The sequence below is a fragment of the Anoxybacillus sp. LAT27 genome (assembly GCF_022030075.1).
Lineage (GTDB): Bacteria > Bacillota > Bacilli > Bacillales > Anoxybacillaceae > Anoxybacillus > Anoxybacillus kestanbolensis.
Map to the genome: position 1 here is coordinate 39,043 of NZ_JAIWYK010000065.1, position 20,163 is coordinate 59,205.

The 20,163-nt window shown below is 44.3% G+C and carries 19 protein-coding genes and 1 pseudogene; 9 read left to right on the forward strand and 11 right to left on the reverse strand.

The features are described 5' to 3' along the window. Positions 1–284: 284 nt before the first annotated feature. Together LD028_RS05130 and LD028_RS05135 are read left to right on the forward strand one after the other, a co-directional pair. On the forward strand, positions 285–2,054 hold the full coding sequence (locus tag LD028_RS05130; protein ID WP_237811175.1) for an L-lactate permease: 1,770 nt from the start codon (positions 285–287) through the stop codon (positions 2,052–2,054). Positions 2,055–2,152: 98 nt separating this feature from the next. Next, positions 2,153–3,895 (forward strand): B12-binding domain-containing radical SAM protein, encoded by a 1,743-nt coding sequence (locus LD028_RS05135; RefSeq protein ID WP_237811176.1) that lies wholly within the window; start codon positions 2,153–2,155, stop codon positions 3,893–3,895. Between the two features lie 82 nt (positions 3,896–3,977). Here LD028_RS05135 and LD028_RS05140 read toward each other — a convergent pair whose 3' ends face one another. The 4 genes from LD028_RS05140 to LD028_RS05155 form a co-directional block, all read right to left on the reverse strand. Next, a complete protein-coding gene (locus LD028_RS05140; RefSeq protein ID WP_237811177.1) occupies positions 3,978–4,811 on the reverse strand; it encodes a hypothetical protein in 834 nt (277 codons plus the stop codon). 361 nt (positions 4,812–5,172) lie between these two features. Continuing rightward, positions 5,173–5,313: a hypothetical protein gene (locus LD028_RS05145; protein WP_237811178.1), complete on the reverse strand. Its 141-nt coding sequence runs from the start codon at positions 5,311–5,313 to the stop codon at positions 5,173–5,175. After that, positions 5,310–5,465: a hypothetical protein gene (locus LD028_RS05150; RefSeq protein WP_012575564.1), complete on the reverse strand. Its 156-nt coding sequence runs from the start codon at positions 5,463–5,465 to the stop codon at positions 5,310–5,312. Before LD028_RS05150 ends, LD028_RS05145 begins: the two co-directional genes overlap by 4 nt. Beyond that, a complete protein-coding gene (locus tag LD028_RS05155; protein WP_237811179.1) occupies positions 5,462–5,602 on the reverse strand; it encodes a hypothetical protein in 141 nt (46 codons plus the stop codon). The genes LD028_RS05150 and LD028_RS05155 overlap by 4 nt, the downstream gene beginning before the upstream one ends. An 83-nt stretch (positions 5,603–5,685) precedes the next feature. Here LD028_RS05155 and LD028_RS05160 point away from each other — a divergent pair, with 83 nt between their 5' ends. Both LD028_RS05160 and LD028_RS05165 read left to right on the forward strand, forming a co-directional pair. Next, entirely contained in the window at positions 5,686–6,027 is a 342-nt protein-coding gene (locus LD028_RS05160) for a DUF3905 domain-containing protein (protein WP_237811180.1), read from the forward strand. A 58-nt stretch (positions 6,028–6,085) separates the two neighbouring features. Further along, positions 6,086–6,223 (forward strand): hypothetical protein, encoded by a 138-nt coding sequence (locus tag LD028_RS05165; protein ID WP_158310583.1) that lies wholly within the window; start codon positions 6,086–6,088, stop codon positions 6,221–6,223. Here the strand turns inward: LD028_RS05165 and LD028_RS05170 are convergent. Together LD028_RS05170 and pgmB are read right to left on the reverse strand one after the other, a co-directional pair. Beyond that, positions 6,203–7,018, reverse strand: a complete 816-nt coding sequence (locus LD028_RS05170) for a carbohydrate ABC transporter permease (protein ID WP_237811181.1) — start codon at positions 7,016–7,018, stop codon at positions 6,203–6,205. The genes LD028_RS05165 and LD028_RS05170 overlap by 21 nt on opposite strands. Before the next feature lie 45 nt (positions 7,019–7,063). After that, entirely contained in the window at positions 7,064–7,711 is a 648-nt protein-coding gene (pgmB, locus tag LD028_RS05175) for a beta-phosphoglucomutase (protein ID WP_237811209.1), read from the reverse strand. Positions 7,712–7,784: 73 nt separating this feature from the next. Between pgmB and LD028_RS05180 the strand changes: the two genes are divergently transcribed. The 4 genes from LD028_RS05180 to LD028_RS05195 all read left to right on the forward strand — a co-directional run bounded on the left by LD028_RS05180 (position 7,785) and on the right by LD028_RS05195 (position 13,577). Beyond that, on the forward strand, positions 7,785–9,551 hold the full coding sequence (locus tag LD028_RS05180) for a methyl-accepting chemotaxis protein (RefSeq protein WP_237811182.1): 1,767 nt from the start codon (positions 7,785–7,787) through the stop codon (positions 9,549–9,551). Positions 9,552–9,625: 74 nt separating this feature from the next. Next, positions 9,626–10,729 (forward strand): CdaR family transcriptional regulator, encoded by a 1,104-nt coding sequence (locus LD028_RS05185; protein ID WP_237811183.1) that lies wholly within the window; start codon positions 9,626–9,628, stop codon positions 10,727–10,729. Positions 10,730–10,824: 95 nt separating this feature from the next. Then, on the forward strand, positions 10,825–12,237 hold the full coding sequence (gene glcD, locus LD028_RS05190) for a glycolate oxidase subunit GlcD (protein ID WP_237811210.1): 1,413 nt from the start codon (positions 10,825–10,827) through the stop codon (positions 12,235–12,237). After that, positions 12,234–13,577: a (Fe-S)-binding protein gene (locus LD028_RS05195; protein WP_237811184.1), complete on the forward strand. Its 1,344-nt coding sequence runs from the start codon at positions 12,234–12,236 to the stop codon at positions 13,575–13,577. The genes glcD and LD028_RS05195 overlap by 4 nt, the downstream gene beginning before the upstream one ends. Here LD028_RS05195 and LD028_RS05200 read toward each other — a convergent pair. The 5 genes and pseudogenes from LD028_RS05200 to LD028_RS05220 form a co-directional block, all read right to left on the reverse strand. Continuing rightward, complete coding sequence (locus LD028_RS05200; protein ID WP_237811185.1) at positions 13,574–14,413, reverse strand: DnaD domain protein; 840 nt, start codon at positions 14,411–14,413, stop codon at positions 13,574–13,576. The two genes, LD028_RS05195 and LD028_RS05200, sit on opposite strands and share 4 nt — an antisense overlap. A gap of 84 nt (positions 14,414–14,497) precedes the next feature. Then, the gene (locus LD028_RS05205) at positions 14,498–15,001 is read right to left on the reverse strand and encodes a ferritin (RefSeq protein ID WP_237811186.1); all 504 of its coding nucleotides are present in this window, start codon (positions 14,999–15,001) and stop codon (positions 14,498–14,500) included. 55 nt (positions 15,002–15,056) lie between these two features. Further along, positions 15,057–16,006: pseudogene (locus LD028_RS05210) on the reverse strand (TerC family protein). Between the two features lie 83 nt (positions 16,007–16,089). Then, positions 16,090–17,505 carry a branched-chain amino acid transporter BcaP gene (gene bcaP, locus LD028_RS05215; RefSeq protein WP_237811188.1) on the reverse strand — a complete coding sequence of 472 codons (1,416 nt, stop codon included), beginning with the start codon at positions 17,503–17,505 and terminating at the stop codon, positions 16,090–16,092. 92 nt (positions 17,506–17,597) lie between these two features. Then, entirely contained in the window at positions 17,598–18,851 is a 1,254-nt protein-coding gene (locus LD028_RS05220) for a sensor histidine kinase (protein WP_237811189.1), read from the reverse strand. Positions 18,852–18,989: 138 nt separating this feature from the next. Here LD028_RS05220 and LD028_RS05225 point away from each other — a divergent pair, with 138 nt between their 5' ends. Continuing rightward, positions 18,990–20,156, forward strand: a complete 1,167-nt coding sequence (locus LD028_RS05225; RefSeq protein WP_237811190.1) for an MFS transporter — start codon at positions 18,990–18,992, stop codon at positions 20,154–20,156. The last annotated feature ends 7 nt before the right edge of the window (positions 20,157–20,163 follow it).

Below are 20,163 nucleotides of genomic sequence, written 5' to 3' on the forward strand. Positions count from 1 at the left end.
CTTTTACTATATATGTTCATAAGAGAGCCAGGCAATAAGATGTAAAGATAATCACAAAAGAAGTGTGATCTCAAATGTATTTTATCAAAATTTTTAATATATTTTTATGATTGAATAAAAAAACAGAACCATATTTTTCTACAAAATAACTGTGAAAAATTTTTAAATATTCATATTGAAAATTGGTTGCGCTTACATTATGATATACTCATCAGATGATTGTATGACCTTATGACGAGGGGATAAGGAATTACGTCATCATATATAAACAAAGGGGGAGGAACATGTTATCATTTATCGCACTATTGCCAATTTTAACAGTTTTCTTGTTTCTTGTCATACTGAAATGGCCCGCGAGCCGCGCGATGCCTGTTGCGCTCGTTGTGACCGCGGCGATCGCTTTGTTCGTTTGGGGGACGAAAATGAACGTTGTGGCTGCCGCTAGCGTCAACGGGATAAAAACCGCCATCGAAATTATGTTTATCGTATTTGGAGCAGTATTGCTTTTAAATACAGTAAAAGAAAGCGGCGCGATTGAAACGATTCGCCAAGGATTCATTCACATTTCGCCAGACCGTCGCATTCAAGCAATCATTATCGCCTGGTTGTTCGGTTCGTTTATTGAAGGGGCCGCAGGATTCGGAACACCAGCAGCAATCGCCGCTCCGCTTCTCGTTGCAATCGGCTTTCCAGCGATGGCGGCTGTATTAGTTTCGCTTATTATTCAAAGTACACCTGTTTCATTTGGGGCGATCGGCACACCGATTCTCGTTGGGGTAAACACAGGTCTTGCCAATCAAGAAGCGGTCATGAAAGCAATTGGCGATATGGAGTTTACCGATTATTTACTGCAAATTGCCGCCAACGTCGGCCTCATTCACGCGATAGTCGGAACGTTTATTCCGCTTATTATGGTCGGGATGCTTACGCGCTTTTTCGGCAAAAATCGTTCGTTCCGCGAAGGATTGCGCGTCTGGAAGTTTGCGATGCTTGCCGGTTTTGCATTTACCGTTCCGTATGCAATCATCGCGAACGTACTTGGACCGGAGTTTCCTTCATTGCTCGGTTCGCTCATTGGTCTTATTATTGTCGTTCCAGCTGCAAAAGCCGGACTATTTATGCCGAAAGATACGTTTGATTTCGAACATCGCAACCGTTGGGAACAAGAATGGATCGGGCGTTTAAACAATGAACAAACGAACATCGCTCAAGGGAAAAAGCGCATTTCCCTTTTGAACGCTTGGTTCCCATACGTCTTAGTGGCGATTTTACTTGTCATTACGCGCACCGTAACAGAAGTGAAAGCGTTTTTAACAGGAGAAAGCGTCACCATTCTCATCGATAACTTATTCAACTCCGGCATTGCGATTAAATCAACGCCACTTTATTTGCCAGGTACGATTTTCTTAATCGTTTCACTTATCACGTACGTGTTACATCGTATGGACGCTTCAAGCTACAAAAAAGCGTTTACCGATTCGTTTAAAACGGCATTAAGCGCAGGTTCGGCACTCATTTTCGCGGTACCGATGATCAACATTTTCATTAATACGAAAACAGATGAGCTTGCGAGCATGCCGCTCGTTTTAGCCGAAGGCGTATCGCATATCGCTGGTTCCTCATGGCCGATCGTGGCGCCGCTCATCGGTGCGCTCGGCGCGTTTATTGCAGGAAGTAACACATTTAGCAACATGATGTTCTCGCTTTTCCAATTCGGTACAGCAGAAAGCATCGGTTTATCGGCGTCAGGCGCTGCCGTTGTCGTAGCGCTACAAGCGGTTGGTGGCGCAGCTGGAAATATGATTTGTGTCCATAACGTCGTTGCCGCTTCCGCCACAGTCGGTCTTGTCGGTCAAGAAGGAAGCTTAATTCGTAAAGCGCTCATTCCGATGACGTATTACATTTTAGCGGCTGGTATGCTCGGCATGGGCTTGATCGTCGGCGGTTTTAACGTTTGGTTTGTCCTTTATGCCGTCGTCGTCGCCACATTCATTTTGTTTATGATGTCAAACCGCGGCAAAACGAAACGGGCCGAAAACCAAATTTCAGCATAATACAAAAGGGTGTCCTGTAAAAAGGATACCCTTTTTCCTTTCCTTTCTTATATGATATAATGACTTGTTGCAGCCTACATGTAAAGGAGTCGTTTGCCGTGCATATCATCTGTACAACGTTGAATGCGAAATATATTCATACGAACTTAGCAATTCGCTATTTAAAAGCGTACGCCCAACCGGAGTTTCATGTGGAGCTTGTCGAATATACAATTAAAGACCCGGTGTTAAACATCGTCACCGATTTATATCGCCGCAAACCCGATGTCGTCGGGTTTAGCTGTTACATTTGGAACATCGAACAGACGATTGAAGTTATTCAGCTTTTGAAAAAAGTGCATCCGACCGTCACAATCGTCGTCGGTGGACCAGAAGTGTCATATGACGTCGCTTATTGGCTTGAGCGCGTGCCGGAGTTTGATTATATCGTCATCGGCGAAGGAGAAGAAACGTTTAAACAGCTTCTGACAGCGCTTCAAAATGGCGACGATGTCGCAAACATCGCTGGACTCGCATTTCATCAAGACGGCAAAGCGGTCATTAACCCGCAACGAAATAAAATCAACTTAGCGAGCATGCCGTCGCCGTTTCGCTTTCCAGAAGATATCCCGCATTTATCAAAACGCGTCACATACGTCGAGACGAGCCGCGGCTGTCCGTTTAGTTGCCAATTTTGTTTATCGTCGATTGAAGTCGGCGTTCGCTACTTTGATCGTGAAAAAATAAAGGAAGATTTACGTTATTTAATGAAACACGGAGCGAAAGTCATTAAATTTGTCGATCGCACGTTTAACATTAGCCGTAGCTATGCGATGGATATGTTCCAATTTTTAATTGACGAGCACGTGCCGGGCGTCGTGTTCCAATTTGAAATTACGGCCGACATTATGCGCCCAGAAGTCATTGAATTTTTAAATAAAGAAGCGCCGCCAGGGCTATTCCGTTTTGAAATTGGGGTGCAATCGACAAACGATGAAGTGAATAAACTCGTCATGCGGAAACAAAATTTTGAAAAGCTCACCCGCACCGTCACGATGGTGAAACAAGGCGGAAAAATCGCGCAACATCTCGATTTAATCGCCGGGCTTCCGGAAGAAGATTACACATCGTTTCGCAAAACGTTTAACGACGTATTTGCCCTTCGTCCTGAAGAATTGCAGCTCGGCTTTTTAAAAATGTTGCGCGGCACAGGGCTTCGTCACAAGGCAAACGAATACGGCTACGTCTTTATGGACCGCGCGCCGTATGAAATTTTGCAGAACAATGTGCTGTCGTTTCATGACATCATTCGCTTAAAACAAGTCGAAGATGTGCTTGAAAAATATTGGAACGATCATCGCATGGACGAGACGATCGAATATATCGTCACCCATCTATTTGACACGCCGTTTGACTTTTTCCAGTCGTTTGGGACGTATTGGGATGAACAAGGTTGGGCGCGCATCGGACATCAGCTTGAAGATTTATTCCGCCGCCTCTATTCGTTTTTACAAACGACAAACATGCCCAACTTGCCAATTGTCGAAGCGTTGATGAAATACGACTATTTGCGCAATCAAAAACAAAAACCGCGCAAACCGTGGTGGGACGACAAAACGGACAAACATGTACGCGCGCGCGTATATGAAAAACTGTCCGAACAACCGCACCTTCTTTCACTAAGCGAAAAAGAACTATTTAAACATACGGTCGTTGAACTGATCCCGTTCGACTTGCCGCATTATTTACAAACGAAACACATTCGCCATTGCCATATGGCGATGATCGTATACTTCAACCAAACGACGATGAAAGCAGAGACGTATTTTTTGGAAATGGAACAACAAGTCAGTCACGTATGAGTAAAATGTTTGTGGGAGAAAAAAGACAGGTTCCTCATGATGGAACCTGTCAACATTCTGATACCACCCACTTTGGTGGTACTCAGTTTATTGTTTCATTAAAATGTCTAGCCATGAATAGCTGCAAGTAACTCGTTAAACTTATTTCTGGTAATTCTTTGGATTGATCCCATTCAAAATATCTTATATTTTGTATTAAAGAACAAAACTCTCGATTCCGTAATAAGTGCATCGTTAATTTATTTTTGGCAGTATATTTTAAGGTAGTTGATGGCTTGTTTTCTATAATTGTTCTCACAATCCCCAACATCATGTCAGTCATTTCTACGCCGATTTCTTCACCCTTGGGAACTAGTTTACAATTATTAATCACGTAATTTTCCCCTCTATAAAGCGCTTGAATATTTAACAAATCCTTTACTAAACCATCTAAATTCAATGCAACATCATGTTCGTATTTGTCTTTAAGTTGGAAAAGATTAAGATTTTCGTACTCATTAGCTTTTTCGATTAACACTTCTGCTTCTATGTCAATGTTCTTACCGTATCCTCTTAGTAAACCATACAGAATTCTTTCAGGAAACTTCGTGTAAATCATATCTTCAACCACATCTTTTCCTAATTCAGTGGTACCAACAAGAGCAGAATAATCATAATTAATGACAATCATTTTGATGAACTCAGAATACTTTGCTAAAGTCTCGCCAACACGAATAAAATTATCCCTTTCATTCGAATCGCCATAATAGCTCTTAAAATGTAACTTAATCAATCCATCTCTCAATTTTTGAGTTAATAATTGAAAATCGTCTTGATAGTATATTTCATACGGAATAGATAGACCACCCATTAAATTAGGTTTGACACTCCTTTTGCCGCTCTCATCAAAAAATATCATGATCTTTTCCTTACCCATTAATTAACACCGTTCCTTAACAACTGGAAGTTGACTTTTGCCTAAGTCGTATTATAATATGAAAGTACATCAATATCCCTCGGGGCTCCGCGTGATATTGAATATAGGCGGTGAGTAACTCGGGATTCCGCGTGAAAAGCCGTCGACGTACTAACTACCATCCAATGTGAGAGTAAATCTCAAGTACGACTTTTGGTAAAGAGCCATTACTATTATTGTATTTATTTTTAAAAAAGTAAAAAACGTAACAAATTGGGCTGCTTTCGTATATACGTAAGCAGCCCTTTCTCTATAGCCACATAGTCCGAACCTGTGTAGCCTACACTTTGTACTATGCAATTATTTCATAAATATACTTTACTCATTTTTCTTTTCCTTTTTTCGCCTCTTCCATTAACTCCATCACTTTATACGCATTGACGTCGCCTTGTTCTTGACCGAATTCTTCCTTCAATATGTCGCTTGGAATCGGAATTGTTTTGCCTGCTTGTTTGTTTTTCATGTTCCTTGCCGTCCTTTTTTCGAATTTCGGTTTGCGCCGCGACTCATATCTTCTCCGCCAGCGTATTGCGCTTCAAATTCGTCTTTTGGCATGCTTTCTGTCGGCGTTTGGTTGTTCGTTTTTGCGGCATCGTGTGTCACTTTGCGCTTCATGATCGTTCACCTCTCGCATGTTCTTTTTTGTACGCAATAAGTATAATGTCTTCGCCCGTTTGTTCACGAAGCTTCCGCTCAAATTGTTGTACTTCGGCAACGTCGCGTTCATGCAATTGTGCAATTGGAAAATGCATATGAATCCCCCCTCACAAGTAATGTCACGCAAATGAACATATTTTATACGCCATTTAGCCACATTAATGATGAGGTGATCATCATGGAAAAAGAAAAAGAAATCGAATCGCCCATTTTCGATGAGACGCAACCGCATCAAATTCACGCCCCGTCATTTAAAGGAACGGGCATCGAGATGAAACCACCATTTGTCAATCGGTATGGGGTCGTCATTGGCGATAGTAAATACAATTCGCCAAACTCCCCACTTCATGAATGGAGCGATGAAACCGATCCGAGTGTAATGGCGGGTGATGAATGGGTGCACCCAACAAACGACATCGGTTGGAATACCCCCGAAAACCGCGCCTTACTCGAAGAAAAACGGAGCGAACTAGCACCGTTTACCCATCCAGATAAAGACGTCGGATACGGGGCGGATTGACACATTCGCCCCGTTTTCGTCATACATTGAAGGAGCAATACATGACGAGGTGGCGTATATGGACCGCGAATGGATTCAACTCATGAAAGTGATTGGTGTCGGGATTATTGTGACGGGATATATTCTTTTATTTATAAGCGAATACCGTGAGCTAGAAGAAATGAAACAAGGGGGATCATTTTCCCCCTGTAAATGAAATGCCTTTAATGAAATAACGGTTGAAAAATGCATAAATGACTAACACAGGCATGGTAAATACCATCGACGCTGCCATAATGTAGTTCCAATAGCTAATGTATTGTCCTTTAAAGCTATTTAATCCAAGCGGCAACGTGAACAGTTGCGGATCAGACAAAATGATAAGCGGACGCATAAAGTCGTTCCATGAGCCCATAAAGACGAAAATAGCTTGCGCGGCGAGCGCTGGGCGAGCGAGCGGCAACACGATGCGGAAAAACGTGCCGATGCGGCTTAATCCGTCTAACGCGGCCGCTTCTTCTAACTCTTTCGGGAAGTTGATGAAAAATTGGCGCATCATAAAAATGAACGTCGCATTAATCATCGCTGGGACAATCATCCCTTGATACGAGTTCAACCAACCGAGCTGTTTTAAAATTAAATAGTTCGGAATCATCGTCACTTGCGCTGGAATCATTAATACCGCCAAAATGATCATAAAAATCGTCTGTTTTCCTCGGAAATGAAGACGAGCAAGCGCATAACCAGCCATCGAGTTAAATATTAAATTCAACATTGTCACCGTCACCGCAATAATGACGCTATTCATAAACCAACGCGGGAAAAGCTCTTGTTCAATAAAAATTTGTTTATAATTATCAAGCGTAAAGTCTTTCGGAATAAAGCTGATCGAACCGCTCACAATTTCTTCAAGCGTTTTAAACGATGACGAGAGCGCCCATAAAAACGGAATCATCGTCACAATTGCATATAACACGAGAATCGTATATAACAACGCTTTGCCAAATCGCATGTCCTTCCCCCCTTAATATAGTATATGGAAGGGAGACGAGCTCCCTTATTCCCGATGAAAAGCACGTACAATCGCATCGTATGTTAAATCGGCTGTCGTTTCGACGATATAGTCCGCTTCTTTTAACGCTTCTTTGTCGCCAACACCAATCGCAACCATGTTTGCTGCTTTAATGGCAGCCACCCCTGCTTGCGCATCTTCTACGCCAACGCACGTCGACGGAGCGACACGTAACTGCTCGGCGGCAGTAAGGAAAATTTCTGGGTGCGGCTTGCTGTTTTGTACTTTTGCCGCATCGACAATCGTATCGAAATATTCCCGAATACCGAGCCGTTCGATAACCGTAAACGCGTTTTTACTTGCGGACGCTAAGCCGATTTTTATATGATTGCGCTTCAACTCGCGCAATAAATCGAGCATGCCGGGAAGTAAATCGCTTGGCGTCATGCACGCAATGAGCTGTTTGTAATGCTCATTTTTTTTATGCGCCAGCGCCTCTTTTTCCGCTGTTGTATAGCGATCCGCTTGGCCGCCGAGCGCTAAAATGCGCTCAAGCGACTCCATGCGGCTCACCCCTTTTAATTGCTCGTTAAACGCGCGATCAAACGTAATGCCTAATTGTTCTGCAAGCTGTTTCCATGCGATAACTTGAAACCGATTGCAATAAAAAATTTGTGACAAAATTCGTGGCATTTTGTCCAAAAATACTCTCCCTTCCTCTCTAGCGGTCGTGCTATAATGAGAAAAAAGCAAAGGAGGCTTCATGATGAAAGGACGATGGACAAATCGTTTTCAGAAAAAAAAGAAAACAACTAAAACGACCAAAGCGATGACGATCGGGAAAAAATATGGGATCGTTTTCAGCTTTGCTACACTTTTATTTGTCAGCGTTTTCATTTTTGTTTTTTTACTCGTCAATAACTTAACGAACGTCGTCAAACAAGTGGAACAAAAAAGCGACCAAGCCATTTTAATTACCGACCTCGGTTCGTTATTTAAACAAAAATATATCGTCATTACTGACTATATGACAAATCCGCGTCCAGAGACGCTTTGGCACTACAACGATTTAACAGATCAATTCAATAAGAAAATAAAACAGCTAAAACCGCACATGCAAACAGAGGAGGCAAAAACGATTTACAACTCAACCATCTCGATTGAAAATCAACTAAACGAACTGCTGTATAAAACGATTCAACCTGCAGTATTGTCATATCGCGATCGCGGCGAACAAATTGATATTTTCCAAGTCATTAGCTTCCAAAATAAAGCCGCAACAATTCGCGATATGAGCATTGAAAAGCTTGACCTACTAAGAAAAATCGTCATGGATGACAGAAACACGCTGACGGCGCAAATGAACGACACGATTGCGAAAAACATTTTCATGATGATCATCACCGTCGTTGTAGCGATCGTTTTATCGGTCATCTCTTTAATCGTCGTCAGCCGAAAAATAAGCAAACGATTACACGACGTCGTCCATGTTTGTCATGAACTTGCGCGCGGCAATTTGCGCGTCGAACGATTGACCGATACGAAAAATGACGAAGTCGGACAAATTGCTCAAGCGATGAATGAATTAGCGGATGGATTGGAACAATCGATCGCTCAAATTCAAGCGGCGGCAACATACGTCAACGACATGTCACAAACGTTGCGACAAAACGCAGAAGCAACGACGGAAGCGAACGAACAAATTACACAAGCCATTCTCGAAGTTGCCTCTGGTGCAGATGAGCAAGTGAATGTATCGAAACAAACAAATGAAGCGGTGCACGACGTGTCTGATGCGCTAACGACTGTTATGACGAAAGTATCTGAAACGACGAAACGAACAAACGAAGCAACGAAACGCGTTAACGAAGGAACGGCACTAGTAGAGCAAACGGTTGCACAAATGAAGCTCATTCGCGAACAAATTGAGCGACTCGCTACTGTCATTGAATCGCTAAACGATAAATCAAAAGAAATTCATCAAATCGTCGGCTTTATTACGAGCATTTCCGATCAAACAAACTTGCTTGCGTTAAACGCGGCAATTGAAGCCGCCCGAGCAGGCGAACACGGAAAAGGATTTGGCGTCGTCGCTGAAGAAGTGCGTAAACTGGCTGAACAAACGGCGCATGCGGCCGGCAACATTCGCACCCTTGCTGAGCAGTCGCAAACGCAAACGGCGCACGCTGTACATGTGATGAATGAAAGCAGTGAATCGTTCCAAACAGGTCATTCGCTCGTCGAACAAGTCGGACATATTTTCCATTCCATTTCGACCGATATGGCGCGCGTTCAAGCAGAAAGCGATACAGTGCACGATACGATTCGCGCCGTTGACGAAAAAGTAAAAACAATGACCGCATTTGCCGATCAAATTATTGACATTTCATCGCAATCGGCAAGCAACATTGAACAAGTGGCCGCAACGACGGAAGAACAAAACGCAACGATGCAAGAGTTGCTCGCTTCTTCGCAAGAACTCGCAAGCACTGCCGAACAGCTTCGTCAAGCGGTGGCACGTTTTCACATGTAACTCGGACAACCGTCCTTCTTTTCAAGTGAAAGGACGGTTTCTTTTTTCACCTTGCTACGAAAGGAAGTGAATGGATGTTCTCCCCTCACCTTGCGAAAAAAATTGTATCCGACGTCCGACGCCTCATTGATGAAGACATTATTATCGTCGCGACAAACGGCATTATTATCGCAAGCACCGATACGACGCGCCTCGGTCAATTTCATGAAGGAGCGTTTCTCGTTTGCCAAGAAAAGAAAACACGGATTATTACAAAAGAAGATGAAAACGTATTACGAGGCGTAAAAGCGGGCATCAACTTGCCGATCTTTTTTCACGGCGATGTGATTGGCGTCATCGGCATTACAGGCGACCCGAAAAAGGTGTCACCTTATGGAGAACTATTAAAAAAAATGACCGAGCTTCTTATTCAGGAAAACTATTACATCGAACAACTTCAACTCGAAGCGCGGACGCTTGAAACGTTCGTGTTTGAATGGCTGCAAGCGCGCGAATGGTCGCCATCGTTTTACGAACGCGCCCAACTGTTTCATATTGACTTGTATGCGAAACGGCGCGCCATCATCGCTTCGTTAGATGAGAAAAAACAAACGCTTTCTGTCGACATATGGAAATACGTTCGAACCGTTTGGAACGATGAACGTGACGTCATCGTCCGTTGGGGAAACGATCGCTTACTGATTTTACAAACAGACGACGACAAAGAACGAACGATCACTAAAATAAAAACGATGCAACGTGCACTATTAGAAAAATATGGTATTACACTTCATATCGGATGCGGAAAAATGGGAGATAGTAAACAGGCGTACCATTCGTATAAACAAGCCGAACGCGCGCTTCATATCGCCAAACAAACAGGCGACATCGTTTTCGATGAAGATTTACGATTGGACATGTGTTTAGAAAACATTTCGCTTGCGACAAAACAAGAACTTATCAAACGAACGATTGCGCCGTTCATCCATGACAAAGAACTACTTCATACGTTGCGCACATTTTTCGCCAACCACTTATCGCTCAAACAAACAGCCGAATCGCTTCACATTCATATTAATACGCTTCATTATCGGCTAAAAAAAGTACAAGAATATACAAATTTAAACGTGCGCAATATCGAACATGTCGTCACTTTATATTTAGCTATTCGTTTTTTAGATGAAACAACAAAAAAATAAGATGTAAACGTTTTATTTTTATATATTCATCCATAGCGGGTTTTCCCGCTTTTTTTTATGCTTATAGTAAAAATGGGAGAAAGAAGGTGGATGATATGATCACCGAACAAGTGAAACGACAGCTCATTGACATCGTCGGTGCAGAAAACTACGATGATTCGAAAGCCGGACGGCTCGTTTATTCCTATGACGCCACACCAAACTTTCAATCGCTTCCTGATGCGGTCATCGCTCCGCGCAACACAAATGAAGTGAGTGAAATTGTAAAAATTTGCAACAACGAACGCATTCCGATCGTTCCGCGCGGTTCGGGCACAAATCTTTGTGCAGGCACATGCCCAACCGAAGGCGGCATCGTCATGTTGTTTAAACATATGAATCGCATATTAGAAATCGATGAAGAAAACTTAACGGTTACCGTTCAGCCGGGTGTTATTACGCTTGACCTTATTCATGCCGTCGAAGCAAAAGGACTGTTTTATCCCCCTGATCCAAGCTCGATGAAAATTTCAACGATCGGAGGAAACATTAATGAAAATTCCGGTGGTTTGCGCGGTTTAAAATACGGAGTGACGCGCGACTACGTCATGGGGCTTGAAGTTGTGCTCGCCAACGGCGACATCATTCGCACAGGCGGAAAGCTCGCCAAAGACGTCGCCGGCTACGACTTAACGCGCCTGTTTGTCGGTTCGGAAGGCACGCTTGGGATCATTACAGAAGCGACGTTAAAACTTATTCCGATGCCGGAGACGAAACAAACGATGCTCGCGCTTTATGAAGATTTAGAAGCAGCCGCCCGTTCCGTTTCAACGATTATCGCCAATAAAATCATCCCGACGACGCTTGAATTTTTAGATCAACCGACGTTACAAGTCGTCGAATCGTTCGTCAACATCGGCTTGCCGACAGACGTTCAAGCGGTATTGCTGATCGAACAAGATGGACCGAAAGAAGTCGTTGAGCGAGATATGAAAGCGATGGCGCGCATTTGTCAAGAGCAACATGCCATTTCCGTCCAAGTAGCCAAAACAGAAGAAGAAGCGAACAACTTGCGCACAGCGAGACGTTCGGCACTATCAGCACTCGCTCGTTTAAAACCGACGACGATTTTAGAAGACGCAACCGTTCCGCGTTCGCAAATTGCGAATATGGTAAAAGCGATTAACGACATTGCGAAAAAGTATAACGTGACCATTTGCACGTTCGGGCATGCAGGAGACGGCAATCTTCATCCGACATGTCCGACTGATGTGCGCGACAAAGACGAACTGCATCGTGTCGAGCAAGCGTTTGAAGACATATTCGCCAAAGCGATTGAGCTTGGCGGCACGATTACAGGCGAACATGGCGTCGGTGTCATGAAAGCCCCATATGTAGAATGGAAGCTCGGCAAAGAAGGAATCGCTGCGATGAAGGCGATTAAACAAGCGCTGGATCCGAACAACATTATGAATCCGGGAAAAGTGTTCGCCAAAAGCACGCGCAAACGGGTGGTGATAACACGATGAAAAACAAACAGCTCGCAAAACAATTTCAAGCGCGCATAAATGAAGACGAGCTATTAAACTGTATGCGGTGCGGTTTTTGTTTACCGACATGCCCGACGTATATTGAATCCGGCTTTCAAGAATCGCACTCGCCGCGCGGACGCATCGCATTAATGAAAGCAGTCGTTGATGGACTTATTGAACCGGACGAAGATGTCGAACGTTCCCTTCAACTATGCCTTGGCTGCCGCGCATGCGAACCAGTTTGTCCTTCTGGCGTGCGCTACGGTCATTTGCTTGAAGAAGCGCACGACATTATTGCGCAACATAAAACGTATTCACCGATCGTCCGTTTCATTCGCCATCTTGTATTTAAACAACTGTTTCCACATCCAAAACGGATGCGTATGTTGACGGCACTTATCGGCTTTTATCAACGTTCAGGATTGCAAGCGCTCGCTCGTAAACTTGGGCTATTGCGCGTATTACCGAACCATTTAGCGATGATGGAAAACGTGCTACCGAACGTGCCAACGTGGAAACAAATGAACGAACGTCCGTCGCACGTTGAAGCGCTCGCTCCACGCAAGCGGCGCGTCGCTTTTTTCCGCGGTTGTTTAATGGATACGATGTTTATGGACATAAACGATGCGACGATGAAACTGTTGCCGCTTGTTGGTTGCGACATCGTCATTCCTAAAACGCAAACGTGTTGCGGTGCGCTTCATGGACATAGCGGTGAAAAAGCGGACGCAAAAACGTTAGCGAAACGCAACATCGAAGCGTTTGAAACACTCGATGTCGATTACATCATTACAAACGCTGGCGGGTGCGGCGCCTTTTTAATCGAATACGACCATTTGTTAAAAGACGATCCTGTTTGGGCGGATCGTGCGAAAGCGTTTGTCGCAAAAATAAAAGACGTGTCCGTCATTTTAGTGGAACTCGGCTTTCATAAGCAAGGATGGCGCTTGCCAAACCAAACGGTGACGTATCAAGATTCATGCCATTTGCGCAACGTCATGAAAACCGCAAAAGAACCACGCCTATTGCTTCAGTCGATTGCAGGCGTCGAATTTCGTGAAATGAAAGATGCCGACCGGTGTTGTGGGTCTGCAGGCATTTATAACATCATCGAACCGGATATGTCGATGCAAGTGCTCGACTACAAAATGGAACAAGTAAAACAAACGAAAGCGACGACGATTGTAACCGCCAATCCCGGCTGTTTACTACAAATGAAGCTCGGCATTGAACGGGAAGGACTCACAAACGTACGCGCCGTCCATCTCGTTGAATTGCTTGTAGAAGCTGTAGAAGCGACAAAAGAAGCGACCGATCAGGTGAAACGAACAGGCTAAGGGGCAGCCCTTAGCCGTTTTTCTAATGCCCTTCTTTTTTGTTCGAGCTCGGCTTCACTGCAAGCTTTTCGTTCATATTGTGAATAATCGATATGTAACCACTCTGGAATCAATTCCGTTCGCACCGCTCGTTTTTCTTTTTTTATGCGACCATGCTTCTTCCAATTGCGCAAAATTCCCTCGGCATACTTCCACGTTTTCACTCCGTTTTTTAACGTGATCGTTAACGCTTCGAGCACCCATTCCGCTGACGTTTCGTTGATCCATAGCGCCATCTGTTCACCGACATAGCTACTGATCGTCCCAAAACCGTTTTGTTCATAAAATTGTATTATGTTTTGTAATGTATCATCTGTCGTTATATTTGTTTGTCTGTTCATATTGCGCTGTCCGTCTTGGCAAGTTGACGCGTGCGATGCGTCATGTTGCATCGTCCGCTCGTCATGTTGACCGTTCGTTTTTTCGATACACATGTTCTCGCCATCTTCCGTCACTTGCTCGTCATGTACAACGTTTGTGTCAAGCACTTCGGCAAGCACATCGTAGTCAATGCGATACCATTTCGTTTTATCCAGTTTCGAACGATACCTTGACACAACGATCCCTTTTTTCTCAAGCCGGACGATCGTGCGCCGAATCGTGCTTTCTGACCAAAACGGAAACTGTTTTTGCCATCCTTCGTACGTATTATATACCCACGTATATCCATCGTACGTATGCGTACTTTTCGTGAGCCAATAATGAAGCTGTTGTAAAAAAATACTTTCATTCAATCCGAGCTTTACCGCCACCGTCGGCAATACGAACAACGGATCATCATCGACTAGCCATTTCATTTCCATCCCTCCTATATCCAACTATCGCTTGATGCGCGATCGTTGGTTAGGCGGAAAGAAAAAGAGAATGCCGATGCATTCCCTTTATGGTTCTGGTGTAAATGTACGTTGTGCAAGTTCGTTGTCGAGCATAAATAGCGAGTTGCTGTCGCCTTCGATGCGCTTGAGCTTTTGAATGAGCGTGTCAAATAGCGATTCCTCTTCCACTTGTTCGTCGATAAACCATTTCAAAAAGTTCATCGTCGCGTGTTCACGCTCATCTAACGCTAAGTCAGATAGTTTGTAAATGCGGCGCGTCACTTCTTTTTCATGAGCGAGCGCTTTTTCGAAGCAGTCACGAACGGACGTAAATTCGTTGTTCGGTGAAGGAAAACCTGTCATAATCGCCCGTTCGCCAAGCGCATTAATAAAGTTGTAAAACTTCATCGCATGGAATCGCTCTTCTTCCGCTTGCACTAAAAAGAAATTTGCGAAACCATCCAATCCTTCCGCTGAGCAATATGCCGCCATCGCCATATACGCATGTGCGGAATAAAATTCAAAATTCATTTGTTCATTCAGTCCGTTTAACAATTTTTCACTTAACATAAATCTCACTCCTCCTCTTCTCATTATAACAAAAAAAGGAGGAACGTGCCTCCTTTTACTCGTTTTGCGCTTTTTTCAACGTTTGAATCGCTTCTTTCTGTTGTTGTGTTTCTTTTCCTGAGAAAAACCAGCCGCCAGCTGCGATCGCTAAAAGAACGATCCAGAAAATCGCTTTCCATAACGCCGAATGCGCGAAATGTTCGGAAACGACTGCTAAGCTTGGATGTGCAAGCGTATATACTGCCAATTTCACCCCAACCCAACCGACGATTAAAAATGCGGCCGATTCTAGGCTTGGGCGTTTATGCAACAATTTCACGAACGCATTTGCCGCAAAACGCATAATGATGACGCCAATTAATCCACCGGCGAAGATGACTAAAAACTTTCCGCCGTCCATGCCGCCGATCGCTGGTAAATTTGTATCCGGCAACGTCATCGCTAAAGCGACAGCCGCTAAAATCGAATCGATCGCAAACGCTAAATCAGCAAGCTCGACTTTTAATACCGTCATCCAAAAACCTGACTGCTTTTTCTCTGTTTTATGCGAACCATCGCGATTTTTATTGATAAAATGATGCACCGCAATAAACATTAAATACAACGCACCGAGCGCTTGAATTTGCCAAATGTTCACTAAATACGAAATAACAAATAACGCCGCAAAGCGAAGAATAAACGCCCCAGCAAGCCCGTAAAAGAGCGCCCGTTTTTGTTCTTTCTCTGGCAAATGCTTCACCATGACCGCCATCACGACAGCGTTATCGGCAGCGAGAATACCTTCTAAACCGATTAAAACGAGAAGCACCCAACCGTACTCTAACAATAATGATACATCCATCGATAATCCCTCCTGTAATATGTAGTTTTCCCTCGTCCGCCGGCAAAAATCATGAGAACGCAAAAAAGACCTTTGCCGAACGGCAAAGGTCTCGCTAGACACGTAATTGTGCCAACAAAGCCGATGGACAAGGTCCATGAATTGACGACTTTGTTTTCAGGCAACGCCTGAACGCTACTCCCCTTTGTGAAGGAAAACGATGTTATTGTATTTTCATTATAAAAGTGGCTGTTCATTTTGTCAATCGTTAACTCACTTGTTTTTGTGCGGCATTTGCCTCATTTAATTTGCTATGTTTGCGACCGTACAAGAAGTAAATGACAAGACCAATCGCTAACCAGCCGCCAAAGCTTAACCATGTTGTTGCTGGAAGCTGAAGGGCTAAATACGTACAAAACGCGACCGCAAGAAGCGGAATGACCGGTACAAACGGCACCATAAAGCTTCGTTTTAAGTTCGGCTCTGTTTTGCGTAAAATTAAAATGCCGATCGCAACAGTCGTAAATGCAAACAACGTTCCGATATTTGTTAAATGCGCTAATTTATTTAACGGGATGACCCCTGCGAAAACGGAAACCGCAATGCCTGTTACCCATGAATTGACAAGGGGCACTTGTTTCCGTTCGCTCACTTTCGCAAACAATGACGGAAGCAAGCCGTCGCGGCTAATCGCATAAAAGAGGCGCGTTTGTGCATAAAGCATGACAAGAAGCACCGTCGTAATGCCTGTAATCGCACCGAGCGAAATAAATCCCGCCACCCAATCTTGTTGAATATAGTTTAACGCAAAAGCAACTGGATTTTTTACTCCCAACTGATCATACGGCACAATGCCTGTCAAAATAAGCGACACCGCAATGTAAAGAAGCGTACAAATCGCAAGCGATGCGATAATCCCGATCGGCATATTGCGCTGCGGATTGCGCACTTCTTCTGCCGCTGTCGATACCGCATCAAACCCTAAGTAAGCGAAAAACACCGTCGCCGCTCCTGCCGCAACACCGGAAAATCCAAACGGCATAAACGGCGTCCAGTTTTCTGGCTTCACATACCATACGCCAACCGCAATAAACAATAAAATAACCGCAACTTTAATAACGACCATCACCGCATTAAAACGAGCGGATTTTCTCACCCCTTGCGTCAATAAAAACGTAATAAGCAAGACGATGACAATGGCGGGCACATCAATAAACGTCCCGTTTGCTGGATCGTAAGCGCTCGTTAATGCTTTCGGCAACTCAATGCCAAATCCGGCAAGCAATCCTTGGAAATAACCAGACCAGCCTGCCGCAACAGCCGAAGCTGCCACACCATACTCTAAAATTAAATCCCAACCGAGCATCCAAGCGATTAATTCCCCAAATGTCGCATAGCTGTACGTATACGCGCTCCCTGACACCGGAACGCTCGATGCAAACTCCGCATAACAAAGCGCCGCAAAAACGCACGCCAATCCAGATAAAATAAACGAAAGAACAAGCGCTGGTCCCGCATGTTCAGCAGCCGCTACCCCCGTTAAAACGAAAATGCCTGTTCCAATAATCGCACCGATGCCAAGCATCGTTAAATCAAATGCGCCTAATTCCTTTTTGAGCGTTGCCCCATTTTTTCCTGATTCGCTCATCAGCGCTTCAATCGACTTTTTCCTAAACAAACTCATCGATGTAAACTCCCCTTACTCGTTATGTTCATTTTATACTTTAACGCCCAAAATCGTTAAAGACAATACTTTTTCGCTATTTCGCAATATTTTTATTTTTCTAATAACGAGAAGCTGACTGTCATCGTCGTTCCACGCCCTTTTTCACTTTGAATGCGCCATGTTCCGTTCATCATTTCAATGATGCGAATCGACACCATCGCCCCGAGCCCTGTTCCTTTTTCTTTCGTGCTGAAATACGGCTCACCAAAACGAGCAAGTTGCTCTTTCGTCATCCCTTCCCCTTCATCGCGCACAACGATCGTAACCGTTTTTTCATCGGCGTGGGCATCGACATATACCTTACCGCCATTTTCAGTTGCTTCAATGCCATTTTTTATTATATTTAAAAAACATTGCCGAAAATATTGTGCGTTTCCTTCCATCGTGGCAGGCATGAGTGTTGCGACAATTTGTACGCCATACATGTTCGCAAACGGACGCAACATGTCGATCACTTTTTCTAACTCTCGCTCCACATGAAGCGTCTCAATTTTTTCAGGAAACGGCTTCGCAAACGTTAAATAATCGTCAATGATCATGCAGGCGCGGTTTAACTCCTCGAGGGCGATATTCATATATTGCTCTTTTGTTTCCGCTGATATGTCTTTTGCTTTCATCAGTTGCATAAAACCTTTGACGACTGTAAGGGGATTGCGAATTTCATGGGAAATGCTGGCGGCAAGCTGACTGACGACTTCCATTTTCTCCAACTTGATCGCTTTTGAACGAATAAGCAGCGCCTCTCGCAACGTTTCAATGATAAATACAACGAACAACACCGCAACAGGAGGAACGAGAATAAAATCGACAACGTACGATTCCGTCACTTGAAAATCGGAAATGGCGACCGCCAACACCGTTGCCGCAATCGCCAAAAGAAACGTCATCGCCGCCGAAGCAACGAGCCGCTGCTTTCTTGTAAGCTGCTGAAACAACGGAGAAAACAAGCTGCCGCATAGGCACATCATCACATATACCGCAACGGTAATAAACTGATATCCATACATCATAAAGCGCGCCACAAGCAAAATAAGCAATAGCGGTACGCTCACCGCCCAACCGCCGTAAAACGTGCCGATCAAAAACGGCACTTGTCGCAAATCGTGCACGCAATCTGGTGCGATATAAATTGGATATTTCATACATAAAATAAGGGGGACACTTAAACATGCGATGAGCAACACATGTTGATGCGCCTTTTTTTGTTGAAAAAAGCGGACGTGATCGTACAAAAAGTAAAAGAAAAAAATGCTTACTAAAATGTAAAATAAGTTGTTTAACACATGTTGATTGATATATGTCATCTTTCTCAACTCTCCCACATCGTTCATCCAATCTCAGTTTCGCGAAAACTTTTTCCGTTGTCAATGCAGCGACATCTTTGAAAAATGGTCACATTTCCATTATGATAAAGATGCAAACTACATAGTGGAGATGGTCATATGAACGATCGGCGTTATTTGCCGCTTTTATTTATTGTCATGTTTTTCGTCATGATGGGATTCGGAATTATTATTCCTGTCCTTCCGTTTTACGCTGAAAACATCGGTGCCACCCCAACACAGCTCGGCTGGTTAATGGCGGTATATTCGTTTATGCAATTTTTATTTGCGCCGATGTGGGGACGGCTGTCTGATCGTTACGGACGCAAGCCGTTTTTACTGCTCGGCATTTTTGGTCTAGCGCTTTCGTTTTTCTTATTCGCCTTAGCAACAAAACTTTGGATGTTGTTTGCAGCGCGCATCATCGGCGGCTTTTTATCGGCCGCAACGATGCCGACAGCGATGGCGTACGTTGCCGATGTGACGACCGAAGAAAATCGCGGAAAAGGCATGGGCATCATCGGGGCAGCGGTCGGGCTCGGCTTTATTTTCGGACCAGCCATCGGCGGCGTGTTTTCGAAACATAGCTTAACCGTTCCGTTTTGGATCGCAGGCAGTTTAGCTTTTGTGACGGCGGTATTCGTTTTCTTTTTCTTAAACGAGTCGCTGCCGAAAGAAAAACGCGCAAACGGCGAAACGAAACGTCCATCACTGATGACGGCGCTACGAAGCGACGTATCGCGTCTATACGTATTGCAGTTGATCGTCACGTTTTCGCTTGCGGGGCTGGAAGCGACGTTTGCGTATTTCGCGGCTCAACGTGCTGGACTTGCTTCTACTGAACTCGGTTATATTTTTATGATTATGGGACTTGCTGGGGCGGTCATTCAAGGAGGACTGCTTGGCAAACTTATTCAGTCGTTCGGCGAAGGGACGGTCATTCGCGCTGGACTATTTCTTTCGGCACTCGGATTTTCGCTCATTTTATTTATCCATAACTTTTGGACAGCTGCCCTTTATTTAACGATTTTCGGCATCGGTAACGGCGTCATTCGCCCATGTGTATCCGCCTTATTAACGAAACATACGACGGACGGACAAGGAAGCGCAACAGGGCTGTTATCATCATTCGATTCGCTCGGGCGCATCGGCGGACCGGCGATTGCAGGCTGGCTATTTACATTGAAGCCGAGCTTGCCGTATATGACAGGGATTGTGCTTACGTTCGTTTCATTCGTCCTGTTTCAATCATTTCAACGCACCATGATGCAAAAAGGCTCCGCATAATCGGAGC